The sequence below is a fragment of the Kordiimonas sp. SCSIO 12603 genome (assembly GCF_024398035.1).
Classification (GTDB): domain Bacteria; phylum Pseudomonadota; class Alphaproteobacteria; order Sphingomonadales; family Kordiimonadaceae; genus Kordiimonas.
This window is the reverse complement of record NZ_CP073748.1, coordinates 1,061,003-1,080,332: the sequence shown is the minus strand read 5'-3', so window position 1 is coordinate 1,080,332 and position 19,330 is coordinate 1,061,003. Positions and strand designations below refer to the sequence as shown.

Sequence of the window (19,330 nt, the reverse complement as noted above, 5' to 3'; positions counted from 1 at the left end):
ATAACCGGAGCAATCTCATGAGTATTTTCAAACGTTTGATTACAGTTGTTAAAGGCCACGTAAATGAAGCTGGTGAAGCAATTGCAGATGCGAATGCACTTACGGAACTAGACCAGCTACTTCGCGAATGCGATCAAAGCCTTGAGGAATCCAAGAAGAGCCTCACCTCCATGGCTGCAAAACGCAATCTGCAAGACAAGAAAATCAGCGATATTGAGGTAGATATCGAAAAATATACGGATGGCGCACGCAAAGCGAAAGCTGCCGAAAATATGGACCTGGCTCGTCAGGCTGCGGAGCGCGTAATGGGACTTCAGGGTGATTTGAAAGCAGCAACTGCGTTACGCGATCAATATGCAACAGCCGAAAATAATATTCGCAACAACATCAAAGCACTTACCGCCAAAAAAGAACGTATGCGCGCTGAGGTGGATACAGTAAAAGCAACAGAACAAATGCAGAAATCACAGGAAATGTTGGCATCAAGCCATGCCAATGTGAACAACAGCTTTTCTGATGCATCCCAATCACTAGACCGCCTGAAAGCTCGTCAGGCAGAAAAGGCAGCACGCCTTGAAGCAGCGAACGAATTAGATGACGTTCTGTCCGGCACATCACTGGATAGCGAATTAGCTGCTCTTGACGGCGGCAAAAGCGACACTGACGACTTTCTTTCGAAACTCTAACTTGATCCATGAAGCGTATACAAACGGCTGAACGGCCTGATTGGAAGGATAAAGCCGAACAACTCGGCTTTATCTTCCACACCATGTATGGGGAACAATATTGGGACGAACGTGCCTATTACAGCTTTACTCTGGAACAAGTTGAAAATCACATCGAAGACCCAAGCGCAGAGCTTTATACAATGTGCCTTGATGTGGTAGACCGTGCCGTACGCAGCGAAGAACTTTTAACTAAACTAGCCATCCCTAAGGATATGTGGGATGTAATCGCCACCAGTTGGCATGCAAAAGACCCATCACTTTACGGTAGGTTTGACCTTAGTTACGATGGCACTAGCCCAGCAAAAATGCTGGAATTTAATGCAGACACACCAACATCACTTTATGAAAGCGCATACTTTCAGTGGTTATGGCTGGATGATAAAATTGAATGCGGAGACTTTCCTGACGAAACAGATCAATATAATTCTATACAGGAAAAGCTAATCAGCCGATTTGAAAGGCTGTTTGAAAAAGGCAGCCATATTCATTTCTCTTCCTGCAAAGGAACCGATGAAGACAGACAAACTGTTCGCTATATTGAAGATTGTGCTGCACAGGCTGGTCACTTCCCTCATTTCACATATCTTGAAGATATTGGTGTTAATACGGCTGGTGAATTTGCTGATCATAATGGTGCGCTGATACAAAGCCTGTTCAAACTGTACCCCTGGGAAGATATGCTCAGAGAGGTTTACTCCAAGTTCTTACTACCAAGCGATGTAATGTTCCTAGAACCCGCATGGAAAGCTGTGCTTTCCAATAAGGCACTCCTCCCACTTATATGGGAATTCAACAAGGGGCATCCTAATTTATTACCCGCTAGTTTTTCTGATAACAGCGAAGAGTTAGGATCTTCTTTTGTCAAAAAACCCATATTTTCCCGCGAGGGCGCAAATGTTAGCATCATGGAAAATGGTGACGTTATAGAAAGCGCTGATGGGGAGTATGGCGAAGAAGGTTATATTTACCAACGCCTTCACCCACTTCCACAATTTGATGATAATCACACCGTGATTGGTAGCTGGATTGTAGGCGACGAACCCGCTGGAATGGCGATAAGGGAAGATAAAAGCCCCATAACAAAAGATCTTTCACGGTTTTTACCCCACATCATTGAAGCCTGACTGAGCATATAATTTACCCCCGCAAACAGTGCAACAACGTCAAGGCAACTCACATTACAAACCACTATTAATAGTGATTTGCACTGATTCGTGGATTGATTAGAAGTTTCAAATTTTCGTAAAATTTTCAAAGCATTACTATAAAAAGGGAATTTAATTTTCCCTTTTCAGTTGTACAAATATCAGTAGTTTCGCCCACACCTCAGGCTGTAGTTCAAGAGGTCGAAGGGAAGTAATGACACTGAAACACATGGTGAACCTTGCCAAGCGGAAGCGAGATTCGGGCGGCAAGGAGGTTGTTACTCATATCGGGGGTCGTTTAGACAATGGTATTGAGTGGCTCGTCTCTCATGATGAGGCTGTTGAAAACATCCGTTCTGGCAGGTCTGAATATTTTATCAGCCTTAAAGACGGATCAGGCATCGAAAAACTAATAATCGGAACAAGCATTTACGGCGACACTTTTATAAAAAGTGAGCTTGATCGATATGAACCGCTGCGGCTATTGAAATTACCTGCAGACGCATAAATAAAAAAACCCCTCAGGACATATCCCGAGGGGTTTTTTAAATGCTTTATGCTGTTTTAAAAAACGAATTAACGATTCTTAGTAACCAGACCATCACGCTCAAGGCGTTTACGCTCTAGCTTACGTGCACGACGTACAGCTGCAGCTTGCTCACGAGCCTTCTTTTCAGATGGCTTTTCGTAGAAGCGGCGCATTTTCATCTCGCGGTAAACACCTTCACGCTGAAGTTTTTTCTTCAGAGCACGAAGAGCTTGATCCACATTATTATCACGAACGGAAACCTCCATGGGTTTCACACTCCTTCCATAGCCATAATTTACGAACAAGTTCGCATGGGCACGCGCTCTTTAGCAAATCCCCATGTATGGCACAAGTATTTTCAACACAAGTAGAGGGTTCTGCAAAGTTTCCTAACTGCAGCAACCTCTTTTCATGCCGGAAGCATACCATTTTTGGAACCATAACGCAAAATTGCGGCACTATGTCTCTCGCATCAGGCACTTAAGCATGCTAAGAATATAGCTGATAAGTAAAAACCTGCGAATCGCGAGACATCTCATGACTTCAGCTTCAGACGATAGAACACCACTTGAACTTCGCCTTCCAATACTTGAAGCGATTCTACCACATGTAGCGTTCGATGGCTGGACAGAGACAGCACTTAAAATGGCTGCAGAGGATTTAAATATCTCACGCGAGTTGGCTGAACTTGCTTTTCCTCGTGGTGTTATTGAAGTCCTAGAGCTACATCTTGAAGAAGCAGATAAGGCGCTTGCCGAAAAACTGGATGAGATGGATATTCAATCCATGAAAATCCGTGACCGTATTACAGTAGCCGTCCGCACACGCCTTGAACAACAAACGCCAAACCGTGAGGTTGTTAGAAGAGGCTTGGCAACACTTGCGATGCCACAAAATCTGGCACTCGGCTCCAAAGCACTTTGGGCTACGGCGGATACCATGTGGCGCGCTGCAGGAGATACCAGCACAGATCATAACTGGTACACCAAGCGTATGACACTAAGCGGTGTTTACAGTGCTGTCGTGATGTATTGGCTGAACGACGAAAGCGAAGATTTCGCTGATACATGGGCCTTTCTTGATCGCCGCATCGAAGATGTGATGAAAATCGAGAAAGCCAAATTTCAAATGCGTAACGCGTGCGAAAAAATGCCATCGCTTTCAGGCTTTCTTGGCCGCCTTCGTTACCCGACGAGCCACTAACCTTGGCCCCACAAAAACCGTTTCTGGATGGTGAAAGCCTTACGGGGCTGGATGATGCCGCACGCCTGTTACTGGAACGTTGGCACCGTTATCTTACTAGCGAAAAACGAATGTCTGCCCATACAGTTGATGGGTACGGCAGGGATTTCAGCAGCTTCATTCGATTCATGGCATCCCATAAAAATATGGCTCTATCGCCTAACGCTTTAGGTTCGCTAACAATCCGCGATTTCCGTGCATTTCTCGCAAACAGACGTCAGGATGATATCTCAGCAAGAACAGCAGCTAGAAGCCTTTCAGCAATTCGGAATTTTTACCGCTTTCTGGCACGCACCGAAGGCATTACTAATGATGCTATTAAAGCTGTTCAGGGGCCAAAGGTTCCACACCGCGTGCCTCGCCCCTTAAATGAAGAAGGTGCAAAAACCGTACTTGAAGCAGCTGGTGATTTCGCGAAAACCGATTGGGAGGCCGCTCGAGATACCGCGGTTATCACACTTCTATATGCATGTGGTCTTCGTATAGGTGAAGCACTTTCCCTTAATATGGGCGATATCCCGCCGGGAGACAGCATGCGCATTATTGGTAAACGAGGCAAAGAGCGTATCGTTCCTCTGTTACCGGTAGTTCATAGTGCCGTTGACGATTACGCAAGGAAATGCCCGCACACGCTTGATATTGGTGAAGCCCTGTTCCGCGGCACCCGTGGTGGCAGGCTCAATGCCCGTATTATCCAGACCACCATGCAACAAGTTCGTGCAGTGCTGGGTCTGCCTGAAAGCGCAACGCCCCATGCAATGCGGCATAGTTTTGCAACCCATCTGCTATCCCGTGGGGGCGATCTGCGCACTATTCAGGAACTTCTCGGACACGCTGACTTGAAAGCGACACAAGTTTATACAGAAGTGGATAGCGCCCGCCTTCGTGATGTGTATGATAAAGCATTCCGCCGTTAGTTAGTTTTGAGAGGATCGTTACGTGGAGCAATTCAGAGGCTGGACTATAGCTGCCTTATATGGCGTTCTTGGCGTTATTTCACTTCTTATTCTCTACACCTGTTACCAGCTGTCGAACAACATAGCTGAAATACCAATGATACTTATCGGCTTGGCCTTTCTGAGCTTCACTTCTGCAATATTAAACCTGCGTGCCATGCTTCTATTCTTTAAGCACCTGAAGGAAAGCAGGGATATACCAAAGTTGGACCTATGGCCTTTCCTGACAATCTCTATTACCCTCATCATCGCTATCAGGCTTTTCAGCGGCATCTAGATACAGGTCCGAAAACGGCGAGTAATTTCCAAAGCCTCTGCTATACTCGCCAACATGAACGATACACCCAGACATATTCTCTATGATATTCTGCTGAAGAGAGACGCAAGGTATGACGGCAAGATGTTTTTTGCGGTTACCAGCACAGGAATATTTTGCAGACCAATCTGCCCGGCCCGAAAACCCAAGCCAGAAAATGTGCTCTATTTTTCAGATGCTGATGCGCCGCAGATAGCTGGGTTCAGAGCCTGCAAACGCTGCCGTCCCGAAGCACGCCCGGGAAGCCCTGCCTGGAAAGGTACCGAAGCCACAATCATTCGTGCCATGCGTATACTAGCACGCGGCGACAGCCCAGATAGTATGGCAGAACTGGCAGACGAGCTTGGTGTTTCTGATCGTCACTTAAGAAGGCTTTTCCAGAAACATTTGGGCCGGTCCCCCATCGAAATCAGGAATGAAAACCGCCTTTACCTGGCTGAAGCAATGCTTACGGACCCAACTTCCCAGATTGCTGATATCGCTTTCGCATCCGGCTTCAAAAGTCTGAGACGATTTAATACGGCATTCAGGCAACACTATAAAATATCCCCAAGTGAATGGAGAACTTCACATGGCTACACTTCATAAATCCACCTTCTCCACACCTGTTGGGGGCCTCACCATTTTGCTGGAAGGCGATACAATGGTGATCTGCGAATTTGCTGATCGCCAACACCGAGTGGAAGAACAGATAAAACGATTCTACCCGAACCATGAAATCACCGAAGTGCCACTTCCTGAAAGCCTAAGAGAAAAGCTTGAAGCCTATTTTGCTGGTGATCGAGATATTCTGAACTCTATTCCGTCAGGCCCGATTGGCACACCTTACGAACAATCCGTTTGGAAGGCACTACAAGAGATACCCGCAGGTAACACCATGAGTTACGGCGAGTTAGCAAAACAGCTCGGCTCTAGCCCTCGGGCCATTGGGCGAGCAAACGGCAGAAACCCCGTATGCCTTATCCATCCCTGTCACAGGGTTATTGGCGCTGATGGTAGCCTTACAGGCTATGCAGGTGGCCTTGACCGCAAGGAATGGCTGTTGAAGCACGAAGGTGCACTCCTGAACCTCTAATTCACTCAACACGGTAAAATTTGGCAATGCTCCCACTGGGAGCAAACCCTTTCGCATGCCCAGATAATAGGAAACATAATATGACCGCGCTCAAATTTATCGGCATTCCAACGGTCGATGCTCAAGCCCTTCAAACAAGCAGTAAGGATGCTTACGGGATGATGCCAGAGGTGCATCCTTCATCCGGTCCCGGCTGCCACTGTCGCCACTGCCTGACCACCATCGCAGCGGGTGATAATATGTTAGTGCTCGCCTACCAACCTTTTGAAGAAAATCAACCATATGCAGAAACGGGCCCAATCTTCCTGCATAAGGAAACTTGCGATGCTTATTCGAACACATCAAAGAAACCGGAAATTTTCAGCCGCTGGGATGAAGTAATTGTGCGAGGCTATAGTAAAGATAACCGGATTGACTATCTCGCTGCCAAGGTCATTAAAACTGCAGAATTGGAGCGCGAATGTAGAGCACTACTGCAAAACCCTGAGGTGGCATATCTCCATGTTCGCACCACAAAATATAATTGCTTTCAGTGCCGTATAGAACGCGCCTGATTTGACCACAGTCAAATCCTTACAAATCTACTCCTGTATAATATGGCTCATCGGAAGCAAATGATTCTGGAGACCAGACATGACCAAGCAACTTTATCTAGTAGCAGTAGACGGTAGTGAGTGGGGTGAGCGCGCTGCAAGGCATGCGGCCTTTATGGCAAAACAGACAGGAGCAGCAGTGAAACTGATCACTGTTATCCCGTGGTCTGGTTTCCAACCTATGACCCTTGATGAAATGGCGCACCGCCCGCTGGAAAAAGCGGAAGAAGAGCGCCACGCCAAAGAGGACGTTCTAAAGCCCCTTGTTGAGAAATATGCTGCAGACGGTGTTGAAATTGATACAGAGTTCCATTGGGGTGACCCTGTTGAGGTGATCCGCAAGCGGGTGAAAGACCTGCATGTAAACCAGGTATTCATTGGTCGTCGTGGTCGCTCTCGCATTTCTGATCTACTGCTCGGTAGCGTGGCAAACAAGCTTGCGCACGTGATCGGCATTCCAATTGTGCTTGTGCCGTAATAACAGCCTAACATCTAAAAAACAAAGCCCCCGCAGAGCAATCTGCGAGGGCTTTTTAAATGCTTAAATCAGAAACTGATTACATATGAATTGTGCGCTTGTGAACTGCGAGCGCTGCTTCTTTCATTGCTTCTGTTTCTGTTGGGTGCGCATGGCATGTAAGAGCGATATCTTCAGCAGATGCACCAAATTCCATCGCAGTTGCCGCTTGCGCAATCATGTTACCAGCGTCAGCACCGATAATGTGCACACCAAGAACGCGGTCTGTTTCTTTATCCGCAAGGATTTTCACAAAGCCATCTGTTGCAAGATTTGCCTTCGCACGGCTGTTTGCTGTGAATGGGAACTTACCAGCATTGTAGGCAATACCAACTTCTTTAAGTTCTTCTTCCGTTTTACCAACAGATGCCACTTCAGGGTATGTGTAAACAACACCCGGGATCACATCATGGTTCACATAACCAGTAAGACCTGCAATGTTCTCAGCTGCTGCAACACCTTCATCTTCCGCTTTGTGCGCAAGCATTGGGCCTTCAACCACATCACCGATCGCATAAACACCCGGTACATTTGTTGAGAAATCATGGCCGATTTTAATACGTGAACGTTCATCCATTTCAACGCCAATTGTCTCAAGACCAAGGCCGTCTGTGTACGGACGGCGACCAATGGATACAAGAACCACATCAACCTCAAGCGTTGTGGCATCGCCACCTTTAACAGGCTCGAACGTTACTTTCGCACCGTTACCTGTTTTCTCAACAGCAGTTACCTTGGAAGAAAGTTTAAGGGTCATGCCCTGTTTCTTCAGCATACGGCCAAAGTTCTTACGCACTTCCATATCCATGCCCGGCAGAACCTGATCCATAAACTCAACAACGGTAACTTCAGTACCGAAACGGCGCCAAACGGAACCAAGCTCAAGGCCAATAACACCGCCGCCGATTACAACCATGCTCTTCGGTACAGGGTTCAGTTCAAGTGCACCCGTTGAAGAAACAATTGTTTTCTCGTCAATTTCTACGCCCGGCAAGTTCGCTACGTCACTACCTGTTGCAATGATAGTGTTCTTCGCAGTGATTGTGCGGGAACCACCTTCATTGAGAGCAACTTCAATAGTGTCTTTACCAGTAAATTTACCAGCGCCTTTAATCCACTCCACTTTGTTTTTCTTAAAGAGGAATTCGATACCGCCAGTAAGGCCTTTTACAGTTTCGTCCTTTGTCGCAAGAACCTTCTCGATATCATAATCGAGGCCCTTAACGCTCAAGCCGAACTTTTCAAAATCATGGTTTGCTTCGTCATACAGGTGTGAAGCATGCAGAAGCGCCTTAGAAGGCATACAGCCAACGTTAAGGCATGTTCCGCCCAGTGTTTCACGCTTTTCAATACACGCTGTCTTGAGGCCAAGCTGCGCTGCACGAATAGCTGCTACATAACCGCCAGGACCAGCGCCAATTACTACTACATCAAATGTGTCAGACATTTTATGTCCCTTTTTAACAAGAACGGGTGGAACCACTGAATGCTCCACCCATTTAAATATTGATCAATCTGCCGATTACTACATGTCCAGTAGAAGACGGGTTGGATCCTCAAGTGCTTCTTTCACACGTACGAGGAAGGTCACCGCTTCACGGCCATCAATGATGCGGTGATCATATGAAAGCGCTAGATACATCATCGGGCGAATTTCAACCTGACCATTAATCGCCATTGGGCGTTCCTGGATTTTGTGCATACCAAGAATACCCGACTGCGGTGCATTCAGGATAGGGCTTGAAAGAAGTGAACCAAAGATACCACCGTTGGAGATAGTGAAGGTACCACCCTGCATATCTTCAATTGTCAGCTTACCATCACGGGCTTTCTTACCGTAACCTGCAATCGCAAGCTCGGTATCAGCAAAAGACATATCCTGCGCATCACGAAGAACCGGAACAACCAAACCTTTAGGAGAAGATACCGCCACACCAACGTTTGCGAAGTTGTTGTAAACAATTTCATCGCCATCGATTTGCGCGTTTACGGCAGGTACTTCTTTAAGTGCCAGGCAACATGCTTTTGTAAAGAAGCTCATGAAGCCAAGTTTGATGTTGTGCTTTTTCGCGAACAGATCTTTGTATTTCGCGCGCGCTGCCATCACTGCTGTCATATCAACTTCGTTGTATGTTGTAAGCATCGCTGCAGTGTTTTGAGCATCCTTCAAGCGCTGAGCAATTGTTTTGCGAAGACGTGTCATCTTCACGCGCTCTTCGCGTGGCTCATTCGATACCGGGCCAGATGCTGCAACTGGTGCTGAAAGTGTACGAGCAGAACCTGCCTCAATCGCTTTCATCACGTCGCCTTTTGTAAGGCGGCCATCTTTGCCTGTGCCAGCAATTGATGTTGGATCAAGATTATAATCTTCAACAATGCGGCGAACAGCTGGAGACATTGGCATCAATGCTTCAGGCGCTGGTGCCGGAGCAGCCGCAGGTGCAGGCGCTGCCGCTGGGGCCGCTGCTGGTGCTGCTGCAGGGGCTGGAGCAGCAGCTTCAGCCTTTGGTGCCGCCGTTGCTGCGCCTTCTGTATCAATCTTCGCAATCAGTGCGCCGATTTCCACGGTATCGCCTTCAGCAACAATATGCTCAACAAGTACACCAGCCACAGGGCTTGGTACTTCCATCGCAACTTTATCAGTTTCTACTTCAACAATAGGCTCGTCTTGAGCCACGGCTTCACCAACTTGTTTCAGCCATGTGCCAATCGTACCCTCAGCGACAGATTCGCCCATTTGCGGGATTACAATTTCTTCGATTGCCATTGGGTGTGCTCCTACCCTTTATCAATAAGTCGAAAATTCAGACTAAAATTTGTTAAACCTTAACCACCAAGTGCTTCATTTACCAGCGCTGCTTGCTCAGCTGCGTGCTTGGACGCAAGGCCCGTTGCAGTAGCAGCACTTGCAGCACGGCCTGCATAAACAGGGCGCTTAACCTTCAGATCAAGGCTGATAAGAGTATCTTCAAGCGGTTCGTTAATATGGTTCCATGAACCCTGGTTCTTAGGTTCTTCCTGACACCAGATAATGCTTTCCGCATTCTTGAAGCGTGTAAGCTCTTTTGAAAGTGCATTCACCGGGAATGGGAAGAGCTGCTCAACACGAAGAAGATACGTATCATCTAGGCCGCGCTTATCACGCTCGTCGAGAAGGTCGTAGTAAACCTTACCAGAACATAGAACTACGCGCTTAATCTGATCATCAGATTTCAGCTTGATAGAACCACCAACTTCGTTTTCAGCATGGTCCCAAAGTACACGGTGGAACTGAGAGCCCGGGCCAAAATCTTCAAGGTTCGAAATACAGCGCTTGTGACGCAGAAGCGATTTAGGCGTCATAATCACAAGTGGCTTACGGAATGGACGGTGCATCTGACGGCGCAGAACGTGGAAATAGTTCGCTGGCGTCGTACAGTTCACAACTTGCCAGTTATCTTCAGCAGAAAGCTGTAGGTAACGTTCAAGACGCGCTGATGAGTGCTCAGGCCCCTGACCTTCGTAACCGTGCGGTAGGAGAAGTGTCAGACCAGACATACGAAGCCATTTCGCTTCCGCAGAACTGATGAACTGATCGATAATAATCTGAGCGCCGTTTGCGAAATCACCAAACTGACCTTCCCAAAGGGTAAGGGAATTTGGTTCTGCCATTGAGTAACCATACTCAAAGCCCATCACACCATATTCTGAAAGGTGGCTATCCAGCACCTCAAAGTGTGCTTTATCTGAAATAGTTTTCAGTGGCACATAACGGTCTTCAGTTTTTTGATCCACGAACACTGCATGGCGGTGCGAGAAGGTACCGCGACCACAGTCCTGACCAGAAAGGCGAACACCGTAACCTTCACGAAGCAGAGTACCGAAAGCCATTGCTTCCGCTGTTGCCCAGTCAAACCCAGCGCCTTCTTCAAACATCTTGTGTTTGTTATCAAGCACACGCTTCAGCGTACGGTGAATATTGAAACTCTCCGGATACTGCGTGATATGCTCACCAACTTCGCGGAGCATAATTTCAGCAACACCTGTTTCAGCGCGGCGTTTCTCGTGGTCTTCATCAGCAAGGCCAAGACCTTGCCATTTACCTTCAAACCAGTCCGCTTTATTCACTGAATAATCTTTACCAGCTTCGAACTCGTCTTCGAGGTAGCTGATAAATTCATTTTCCATGCTTGCAAACTGCTCCGCGGTAATAACGCCGGCTGCGATCAAGCGGTCAGCATACAGGTTCACAACGCTTGGATGCTTCTTAATTGCAGCATACATAAGCGGCTGTGTGAACGCTGGTTCATCAGATTCGTTGTGGCCAAAGCGGCGGTAACAGAACATGTCGATTACAACATCACGCTTGAATTCCTGGCGGAACTCAGTCGCAAGCTTTGTTGCGAATACCACGGCTTCCGGATCATCACCATTCACGTGGAAAATCGGTGCCTGCACCATTTTCGCAACATCTGATGGATATGGGCTTGAGCGTGCAAACTGCGGGCTTGTTGTAAAGCCAATCTGGTTATTCACGATGAAGTGGACAGTACCACCCGTGTTATAACCACGAAGGCCAGACATACCGAAACATTCTGCAACAATACCCTGCCCTGCAAACGCAGCATCACCGTGCAGCAAAAGCGAAAGGGTTGTTTTATGTTCGCCAGTATCTTTTTTCTGTTCCTGCTTCGCGCGTGTTTTACCGATAACAACCGGGTTCACCGCTTCTAGGTGCGATGGGTTCGCGTTCAGGGACAGGTGAATTTTATTGCCGTCAAACTCACGGTCAGCAGATGTACCGAGGTGATATTTCACGTCACCAGAACCCTGCACATCATCAGGCTTGAAGCTACCGCCAGAGAACTCGTTAAAGATCGCACGGTACGGCTTCTGCATTACGTTCGCGAGAACGTTCAAGCGGCCGCGGTGCGGCATACCGATGATGATTTCATCAAGGCCGTGCTGACCACCGGTTTTCATAATAGCTTCTAGAGCCGGTACCATTGCTTCACCGCCATCAAGGCCGAAACGTTTGGTACCTGTGTATTTCTTGCCAAGGAAGCGTTCAAACTGAACAGCTTCAATCAGCTTGTTCAGGATCGCGATTTTACCCTTGTCAGTAAATTCAATCTCGTTATTACGGCCTTCGATTTTACGCTGGATCCAGGATTTCTCATCCGGATCGTTAATGTGCATAAATTCAACGCCAATGTTTGAACAATATGTACGCTTAAGGATGGCGATAATTTCGCGAACCGTTGCGGTTTCAATACCAAGCACACCGTCCATAAAGATAGGACGATCCATATCGTTCGGGCCGAAGCCGTACGTTGCCGGCTCCAGCTCAATATTTGTTGGACGTTCTTCAAGTCCCAGAGGATCAAGGTTTGCCATCAGGTGGCCACGTACACGGTATGTACGTACCATCATCAGAGCGCGGATACTGTCGATTGTCGCTGCGCGCACATCTTCGCTTGAAAGCGAAGCGCCTTTAGGTTTGTCACCTTTGGCTTCAATGAACATGTCTGTCGCGTCAAGACCGGTAGTAAGGTCATCATCCGGGCGAAGTGGCCAATCAGACCGACCCCAGCTAGGGCCAGATGCTGAAATACCCGCTTCAAGGGAGGAGAAGTAATTCTGCCATCCCTGATCTACGGATGTAGGATCAGCAATATACTGTTCATAAAGTGTTTCAACGAATTGTGGGCTTACGCCTTCCAGCGCGGCGATTTGATCTAGGTCTGCACCCATGGGCAAAATGGTGCGGGTATAACGCCGCACCCCTCTGTTTAGTAGTTAAGCACCAATAGCTTGAAGAAGTGTTGTACCGAGGCCTGCTGGGCTGTCAGACACAACGATGCCAGCAGAACGCATAGCTTCGATCTTGTCTTCAGCACCGCCCTGACCACCAGAAACAATAGCACCAGCGTGACCCATTGTACGACCCGGAGGCGCTGTACGGCCAGCGATGAAGCCAGCTACAGGCTTTTTCACTTTGCTTTGCTTCAGGAATTCAGCAGCTTCTTCTTCCGCGGAACCGCCGATTTCACCAATCATAATGATTGAGTGCGTATCTTCGTCACCAAGGAACATATCCAGACAATCGATAAAGTTTGTACCGTTTACCGGATCACCACCAATACCGATACATGTTGACTGGCCAAGACCAGCAGCAGTTGTCTGTGCAACAGCTTCATATGTAAGTGTACCAGAGCGAGAAACGATACCAACGTTACCTGGCTTGTGAATGTGGCCCGGCATAATACCGATTTTACATTCGCCTGGAGTGATAACGCCTGGGCAGTTCGGGCCAACAAGACGTGTTTTAGAATTCTTAAGCGCGCGCTTCACACGAACCATATCCATCACAGGAATACCTTCCGTGATACATACAGCAAGTTCGATTTCAGCATCGATTGCTTCAAGAATAGCGTCCGCAGCGAATGGAGGAGGAACGTAAATTACAGAAGCGTTCGCATCTGTTGCTTCACGTGCATCAGCCACTGTATCAAACACAGGAAGATCAAGGTGCTTAGAGCCGCCTTTACCCGGTGTTACACCACCAACCATGTTTGTGCCGTATGCGATTGCTTGCTCAGAGTGGAAAGTGCCTTGCGCACCAGTGAAACCCTGACAGATAACTTTTGTATCTTTTCCAACAAGAACAGACATTACGCGGCCTCCTTCACGGCCTTAACGACTTTCTCAGCCGCATCATTTAGATCGTCAGCAGTGATGATCGGAAGGCCGCTTTCAGCCATGATCTTCTTGCCGAGTTCAACGTTTGTACCTTCAAGACGTACAACAAGCGGCACAGCCAGCGCTACTTCGCGAGCAGCTGCCACAACGCCTTCCGCGATCACATCACAGCGCATGATACCGCCGAAGATGTTCACAAGGATGCCTTCTACATTGTCGTCAGAAAGGATGATTTTGAATGCTTCGGTTACACGCTCTTTTGTTGCGCCACCACCAACATCAAGGAAGTTCGCAGGCTCGCCGCCTTTAAGCTTAATGATGTCCATAGTTGCCATCGCAAGACCAGCACCGTTCACCATACAGCCGATGGAACCATCAAGGCTGATATAGTTAAGGTCGTGCTTTGAAGCTTCGATTTCTTTCGGATCTTCTTCGCTCTCATCACGAAGTTCACGAACGTCAGCGTGACGGAACAGAGCGTTACCATCGAATGACATCTTCGCATCAAGAACAACCATCTTGTCATCTTCAGTAAGAACAAGTGGGTTCACTTCAAGAAGAGAGGCATCAAGATCTGTGTATGCATTATAAAGAGATGCCACAACTTTCTGACATTCTTTAGCAGCTGCACCTTCAAGGTTCAGACCAAACGCAACACGGCGACAGTGGTAAGGCTGAAGGCCAGTTACCGGGTCGATCGTGATTGTTACGATTTTCTCAGGAGTTGCTTCAGCAACTTCTTCAATATCCATACCGCCTTCTGTAGACGCCATGATCGCTAGCTTGCCAGATGCACGGTCAAGAAGCATGGAAAGGTAGAATTCGTTTTTGATAGCACAGCCATCTTCAACGTATACACGCTTTACTTCTTTACCTTCTGGGCCAGTCTGGTGCGTTACCAGTGTTTTGCCGATAAGCTCTTTTGCTGTTGCTTCAACATCATCAAGAGACTTAACAACTTTCACACCGCCCGCTTTACCGCGGCCACCAGCGTGGATCTGCGCTTTAACAACCCAAACAGGACCGCCAAGCTCTTTTGCAGCGTCAACAGCTTCCGCTGCTGTGTAAGCGACACCGCCTGCAAGAACAGGTGCGCCGTATTTTTTTAGCAGGCCTTTCGCCTGATACTCATGAATATTCATTATTCAAAACCCCTAAAGGAGTGCCCCTACTATTATGCTAGAGTTGGATCAATGTTCTGACAGGCATCCATTAGACCTTTAACCGCATCTACTGAATGGTCGAAGCCAGATTTTTCTTCGCCTTGAAGATCGATTTCCACAACCTTCTCAATACCGTTTTCACCAATAATTACTGGTACACCAACATACATGTCGTTAAGGCCATATTCACCGCTTAGGAAAGCAGCACATGGCAACAGACGTCTTTTATCCTTGAGGTAGGATTCAGCCATCTCGATTGCGCTTGTTGCAGGCGCATAGAAAGCAGAACCTGTTTTAAGGAGGCCAACGATCTCGGCACCGCCATCACGTGTGCGCTGAACGATCTCGTCGATTTTCTCTTGTGTGGACCAACCCATGTTCACAAGATCAGGAACAGGAATACCTGCTACTGTAGAATAACGTGTTAGCGGAACCATTGTATCGCCATGGCCGCCAAGTACGAATGTTGTTACATCCTGAACAGATACGTTGAATTCTTCTGCAAGGAAGTGGCTGAAGCGTGAGCTGTCAAGAACGCCAGCCATACCGCAAACTTTGTTTGTTGGCAGACCAGAGAATTTCTGTAGCGCCCAAACCATCGCATCAAGCGGGTTTGTGATACAAATAACAAAGGCATCGGGAGCGTACTTCGCGATGCCTTCACCAACAGCTTTCATTACCTTCAGGTTAATACCGAGAAGATCATCACGGCTCATGCCTGGCTTACGCGGCACACCTGCTGTTACGATAACAACATCGGCGCCTTCGATATCTGCGTAATCATTCGCGCCTTTAAGTGTAGAGTTATAACCCTCAACCGGAGCACTTTGTGCGAGGTCTAGTGATTTACCTTGTGGTAGGCCTTCTACGATATCGAAAAGTACCACATCACCCATTTCTTTAAGCGCTGCAAGATGCGCAAGGGTTCCACCAATTTGACCGCCACCGATCAGTGCAATTTTTTTACGTGCCATTTAATTATGCTCCAGCAAAGTGTTTGGCGACAACGAGCTTGAGGTCGCTACTGAAAACGAAAGAATATTCAAGGTGGTAACTAGCGCGTTTATGTCCCTCAGACAAGCCATGATTACTCTACCTAGCCCCGTATATGTTGACGAAACGTTACCATAGTAAAAAAACACCCCATTTGCCGTACTTTTTCAGCCCATCAGCTATGCATTTAGTGCGTACCAGACACATAATTGGAAATATTCTTCAATTTTTTATGAACAAAACTCAACTGAATTAAAAGCCTAACCATCAACTAAGCGGAAATATCAGTGAAATTTAGCCTATTTTCTAACGACTCGAACCAAAAGCCCCTCATCAATGCAGAGAAACTATCCTAAGCCTCTATACCGTGCCCTCTGGCAAGATAGTCTTCCGACTGCATTTCCATCAAACGAGAAACGGTGCGTTCAAATTCAAACGAGCCGTCACCAGCTGGATAAAGTTCTTCTGGAGCTACCTCAGCGGAGCAAAGGAATTTAACGCCGTGCTCATAAAGCGCGTCGATGAAGGTTACGAAACGCTTCGCTTCATTACGCTTCTCTTTGCTGAGCTGCGGGATCGCCACCATGATCACTGTGTGATAGGCACGCGCGATAGCCAAATAATCAGCAGAACCAAGAGGATTGGCACACAAACGCTTGAATGAGAAAACCGCTACACCACGAGCCGCTTTCGGAACGAACAGCTTACGCCCGTGAACGGTTAACTCATCAGAAGGTACTTTATCCCGGTTCTCAACATCCCGGTCCGTCAGACGAAAAAAGGCTTCAGAGAGCTTGGCCGTGGTTTCACTATTCACCGGGGTGTAATATGTATCCACCCCTTTAAGGCGGTCATAGCGGTAATCCGTTGGGCCATTTAAAGTGATCACGTCAAAATCGGTATTGAGTTTATCAATGAACGGCAAGAACAGCTGACGGTTCAGGCCATCTTTATAAAGATCATTCGGCGGCCGGTTCGATGTAGCCACAACCACAACACCACATTCCATCATTTCCTTAAAGAGACGGGCGATTACCATCGCATCCGCAATATCGGTGATCTGCATTTCATCAAAACAAAGGAGTGTTGCCTCAGCCGCCAATTGCCGTGCAACGGGCGGGATTGGATCATCTTCTGAAGCCCTTCCGCCACGTGCCGCACGTTCCTTACCAGATAAAGAACGCCACTCTTTCAGCCGCGCATGCACATCCAGCATAAACTCATGGAAATGCACCCGGCGTTTCGCTTTTACCGGAGCGATCTCATAGAACAAATCCATAATCATGGATTTGCCGCGCCCTACACCGCCATATACGTAAAGACCGCGGGGAGGCTTTCTGTCCTTACCCGACCACTGAAACAAGCGGGAAAAACGCCAGTTCTTTAGCGCAAGCCCGCCCGACTTATCCCCAACTTCGGGATAATCCTTCAATTCCCCATAAAGGCGCTCAAAATACTCAAGAACCCTGCGCTGATCATCATCCGCACGGATTTCACCTTCTTTTTCCAAGGCAGCATAAGCTGCGAGTGGCCCCTCAGGGTGCATGGTTTCGGACACTGAAAACCTCTATTATCTTTTCGTCTCCGTATCATGTAGCGAAAGCACACTGAATGACAAGCCTGTAAAAGAAATTGAAAGCTGCTAATTTCGCCCTAAGAAAACATTACGTAATCATAATGTTTTAGTAATTTTGCGGTATCATGAGTCGTATGGATACGCGCGACCCTAAGAAAGGCCTGTTTATGAACGTCGATTCACGTATCGTGCCCCTATGCGGTGTAAAAAATTTCCGCGATATGGCAGGCTACCGCGCAAGAGACGGCAGGTATATGCGCCCAGGCCGCATTTTCAGATCTGGCCATTTATCAGATATGACAGAAGATTGCGGCACAGAGATGTTCGCTCGCGATATCGAAACAGTGATTGATTTTCGCTCACCCCGAGAGAAAGATCGCCACCCTGTTCGCTGGCCGAACAGCTGGATACCCGATTATCACGCAGTACCAATCGGCGGGAATGCAGCCGCATGGGTTAAAGAACTTTATGACCGTCTTTCAGACAGTGATTTCCCAGCAAAAGAGTTACATGAACAATTCATCAAAGCTTTTGAAACTATCCCTATTGAGAATGCGGAAGGCCTGAGAGAATTTTTCAACACGCTGATTGACGATCATAAAGGCAATGCGGTTCTTTTCCACTGTACCGCAGGGAAAGATCGCACCGGGATTGCAGGCGCCCTTCTTATGAAGGCACTGGATATTCCTGATGAGCAGATTATGGAAGATTTCCTGCTTACCAACCGCGCGGTAAACTTGGACACAGCAACAGAAGAAATTGCACAGTGGATTTCAAAGAAAGCTGGACGCACCATCAAACCGACTGACGTTGTACCACTGGCAGGAGTTGAAGCCTCATTCCTGCATGCAGCCTATGCTTCTATTGAAAAACACTATGGCAGCTTGCAAAATTATTTCGCTGAGGCCCTTGGTTTAGATGATGACCGCCTGGAAAAGCTGAGAGATATATACCTAGCTTAAGGCTTGGATTGATACATTCTCTTACGCATCTCGCGGCCAATAAGCATATTGATTTCACCGCTGCTTTTCAGCCTTTTGATTGCACCATTTAACTTGGGCAGCAGGTCAGCCCGGCTTTTATGAACTCTGGCCCTAGCCGCCAAACGGTGAAACACATCCCCCTGCGCCACAGGAAAATCATACTGCGACATCTGGAACTTAAATTCCTGTTCGTTCACAATTGCAATATCCGCACGGCCATCAGACACCGCTTCAAACAGTTCCCTGAAATCATTAACCAAAACCTTATCGCCAAAATACTCCTGATGGAGATGATCATGCCCCCTGATAATGGCAATGGTTTTTGATTTCAGATCAGCTGGCGTTTTATAGTGAAACGGCATTGTTTCGTGGTAGATAAAAAACTGAGCAGACACAAAAAACGGCTCTGTATAAAGCTGCACTGCCATTTCTTCAGGTTTTGTTCGCCATTCAGGGATTGAGCAACAATCAAGATCTATGCGCCCCTCAACAAACTGTAACCTTCGGTCCTTTGCCTGAAGGGTCTTAAGTTCGATTGACAAGCCTGTTTCGTCAAGTATTGCTCGCCACGCGGTGCGCAACACACTTTGTTTTGAAATACCTGCAATAACTTTATCTTCGGCATACACGCTACTTACAGGCAGCAAAAAAGAAGCCGCACCAAATATTAGTGCGGCACCCACCATTGCCCCATTCCGAAGAAATATGTCTTTCCATTTCATGCGGCGCATTATGCATAGAAGATGTTAAAACTTAGTTATTCCCCTCTAAATCAACCAAAAGAAAAAGGCACAGCCAACAAGCCATGCCTTTTCAATAACTTAGAAATCAAA

General features: G+C 47.5%; 20 protein-coding genes. 11 read left to right on the top strand and 9 right to left on the bottom strand.

Features of this window, described 5'->3' with window-relative positions; translation table 11 throughout:
* Positions 1 to 17 precede the first annotated feature (17 nt).
* The 3 genes from KFE96_RS04795 to KFE96_RS04785 all read left to right on the top strand — a co-directional run bounded on the left by KFE96_RS04795 (position 18) and on the right by KFE96_RS04785 (position 2,381).
* Positions 18 to 686 (top strand): PspA/IM30 family protein, encoded by a 669-nt coding sequence (locus tag KFE96_RS04795; protein ID WP_255834855.1) that lies wholly within the window; start codon positions 18 to 20, stop codon positions 684 to 686.
* A gap of 8 nt (positions 687 to 694) precedes the next feature.
* The gene (locus KFE96_RS04790; RefSeq protein ID WP_255834854.1) at positions 695 to 1,852 is read left to right on the top strand and encodes a glutathionylspermidine synthase family protein; all 1,158 of its coding nucleotides are present in this window, start codon (positions 695 to 697) and stop codon (positions 1,850 to 1,852) included.
* Between the two features lie 235 nt (positions 1,853 to 2,087).
* A complete protein-coding gene (locus KFE96_RS04785) occupies positions 2,088 to 2,381 on the top strand; it encodes a DUF3892 domain-containing protein (RefSeq protein WP_247015748.1) in 294 nt (97 codons plus the stop codon).
* 68 nt (positions 2,382 to 2,449) lie between these two features.
* Here KFE96_RS04785 and rpsU read toward each other — a convergent pair whose 3' ends face one another.
* Entirely contained in the window at positions 2,450 to 2,668 is a 219-nt protein-coding gene (rpsU, locus tag KFE96_RS04780) for a 30S ribosomal protein S21 (RefSeq protein ID WP_247015750.1), read from the bottom strand.
* Positions 2,669 to 2,939: 271 nt separating this feature from the next.
* On the opposite strand from rpsU, the gene KFE96_RS04775 reads away from it, so the two are divergent.
* The 7 genes from KFE96_RS04775 (at position 2,940) to KFE96_RS04745 (ending at position 7,062) form a co-directional block, all read left to right on the top strand.
* Positions 2,940 to 3,605, top strand: a complete 666-nt coding sequence (locus KFE96_RS04775) for a COQ9 family protein (RefSeq protein ID WP_255834853.1) — start codon at positions 2,940 to 2,942, stop codon at positions 3,603 to 3,605.
* A 2-nt stretch (positions 3,606 to 3,607) separates the two neighbouring features.
* Positions 3,608 to 4,561: a tyrosine recombinase XerC gene (locus KFE96_RS04770; protein ID WP_255834852.1), complete on the top strand. Its 954-nt coding sequence runs from the start codon at positions 3,608 to 3,610 to the stop codon at positions 4,559 to 4,561.
* Positions 4,562 to 4,583: 22 nt separating this feature from the next.
* Complete coding sequence (locus KFE96_RS04765; protein WP_247015754.1) at positions 4,584 to 4,877, top strand: hypothetical protein; 294 nt, start codon at positions 4,584 to 4,586, stop codon at positions 4,875 to 4,877.
* A gap of 54 nt (positions 4,878 to 4,931) precedes the next feature.
* Positions 4,932 to 5,504, top strand: coding sequence for a bifunctional transcriptional activator/DNA repair enzyme AdaA (locus KFE96_RS04760; RefSeq protein ID WP_255834851.1), 573 nt, complete (start codon positions 4,932 to 4,934; stop codon positions 5,502 to 5,504).
* On the top strand, positions 5,488 to 5,991 hold the full coding sequence (locus tag KFE96_RS04755) for a methylated-DNA--[protein]-cysteine S-methyltransferase (RefSeq protein WP_255834850.1): 504 nt from the start codon (positions 5,488 to 5,490) through the stop codon (positions 5,989 to 5,991). The genes KFE96_RS04760 and KFE96_RS04755 overlap by 17 nt, the downstream gene beginning before the upstream one ends.
* An 80-nt stretch (positions 5,992 to 6,071) precedes the next feature.
* Positions 6,072 to 6,545, top strand: coding sequence for a DUF1203 domain-containing protein (locus KFE96_RS04750; protein WP_255834849.1), 474 nt, complete (start codon positions 6,072 to 6,074; stop codon positions 6,543 to 6,545).
* Positions 6,546 to 6,624: 79 nt separating this feature from the next.
* Complete coding sequence (locus KFE96_RS04745; protein WP_247015762.1) at positions 6,625 to 7,062, top strand: universal stress protein; 438 nt, start codon at positions 6,625 to 6,627, stop codon at positions 7,060 to 7,062.
* 79 nt (positions 7,063 to 7,141) lie between these two features.
* Here the strand turns inward: KFE96_RS04745 and lpdA are convergent, their stop codons facing one another.
* The 7 genes from lpdA to zapE all read right to left on the bottom strand — a co-directional run bounded on the left by lpdA (position 7,142) and on the right by zapE (position 17,484).
* Positions 7,142 to 8,548 (bottom strand): dihydrolipoyl dehydrogenase, encoded by a 1,407-nt coding sequence (gene lpdA, locus KFE96_RS04740; protein ID WP_255834848.1) that lies wholly within the window; start codon positions 8,546 to 8,548, stop codon positions 7,142 to 7,144.
* 78 nt (positions 8,549 to 8,626) lie between these two features.
* Complete coding sequence (gene odhB / locus KFE96_RS04735) at positions 8,627 to 9,868, bottom strand: 2-oxoglutarate dehydrogenase complex dihydrolipoyllysine-residue succinyltransferase (protein WP_247015766.1); 1,242 nt, start codon at positions 9,866 to 9,868, stop codon at positions 8,627 to 8,629.
* A gap of 59 nt (positions 9,869 to 9,927) precedes the next feature.
* Complete coding sequence (locus KFE96_RS04730; RefSeq protein ID WP_281501519.1) at positions 9,928 to 12,834, bottom strand: 2-oxoglutarate dehydrogenase E1 component; 2,907 nt, start codon at positions 12,832 to 12,834, stop codon at positions 9,928 to 9,930.
* Between the two features lie 45 nt (positions 12,835 to 12,879).
* Positions 12,880 to 13,755: a succinate--CoA ligase subunit alpha gene (gene sucD / locus KFE96_RS04725; protein ID WP_247015770.1), complete on the bottom strand. Its 876-nt coding sequence runs from the start codon at positions 13,753 to 13,755 to the stop codon at positions 12,880 to 12,882.
* Complete coding sequence (gene sucC / locus KFE96_RS04720) at positions 13,755 to 14,924, bottom strand: ADP-forming succinate--CoA ligase subunit beta (protein ID WP_247015772.1); 1,170 nt, start codon at positions 14,922 to 14,924, stop codon at positions 13,755 to 13,757. Before sucC ends, sucD begins: the two co-directional genes overlap by 1 nt.
* A gap of 32 nt (positions 14,925 to 14,956) precedes the next feature.
* On the bottom strand, positions 14,957 to 15,919 hold the full coding sequence (gene mdh, locus KFE96_RS04715) for a malate dehydrogenase (protein WP_247015775.1): 963 nt from the start codon (positions 15,917 to 15,919) through the stop codon (positions 14,957 to 14,959).
* A gap of 371 nt (positions 15,920 to 16,290) precedes the next feature.
* Entirely contained in the window at positions 16,291 to 17,484 is a 1,194-nt protein-coding gene (zapE, locus tag KFE96_RS04710; protein WP_370650563.1) for a cell division protein ZapE, read from the bottom strand.
* A gap of 197 nt (positions 17,485 to 17,681) precedes the next feature.
* Here zapE and KFE96_RS04705 point away from each other — a divergent pair, with 197 nt between their 5' ends.
* A complete protein-coding gene (locus KFE96_RS04705; protein ID WP_255834846.1) occupies positions 17,682 to 18,476 on the top strand; it encodes a tyrosine-protein phosphatase in 795 nt (264 codons plus the stop codon).
* Here the strand turns inward: KFE96_RS04705 and KFE96_RS04700 are convergent.
* On the bottom strand, positions 18,473 to 19,219 hold the full coding sequence (locus tag KFE96_RS04700; protein WP_255834845.1) for an ABC transporter substrate-binding protein: 747 nt from the start codon (positions 19,217 to 19,219) through the stop codon (positions 18,473 to 18,475). The genes KFE96_RS04705 and KFE96_RS04700 overlap by 4 nt on opposite strands.
* Positions 19,220 to 19,330: the final 111 nt, after the last annotated feature.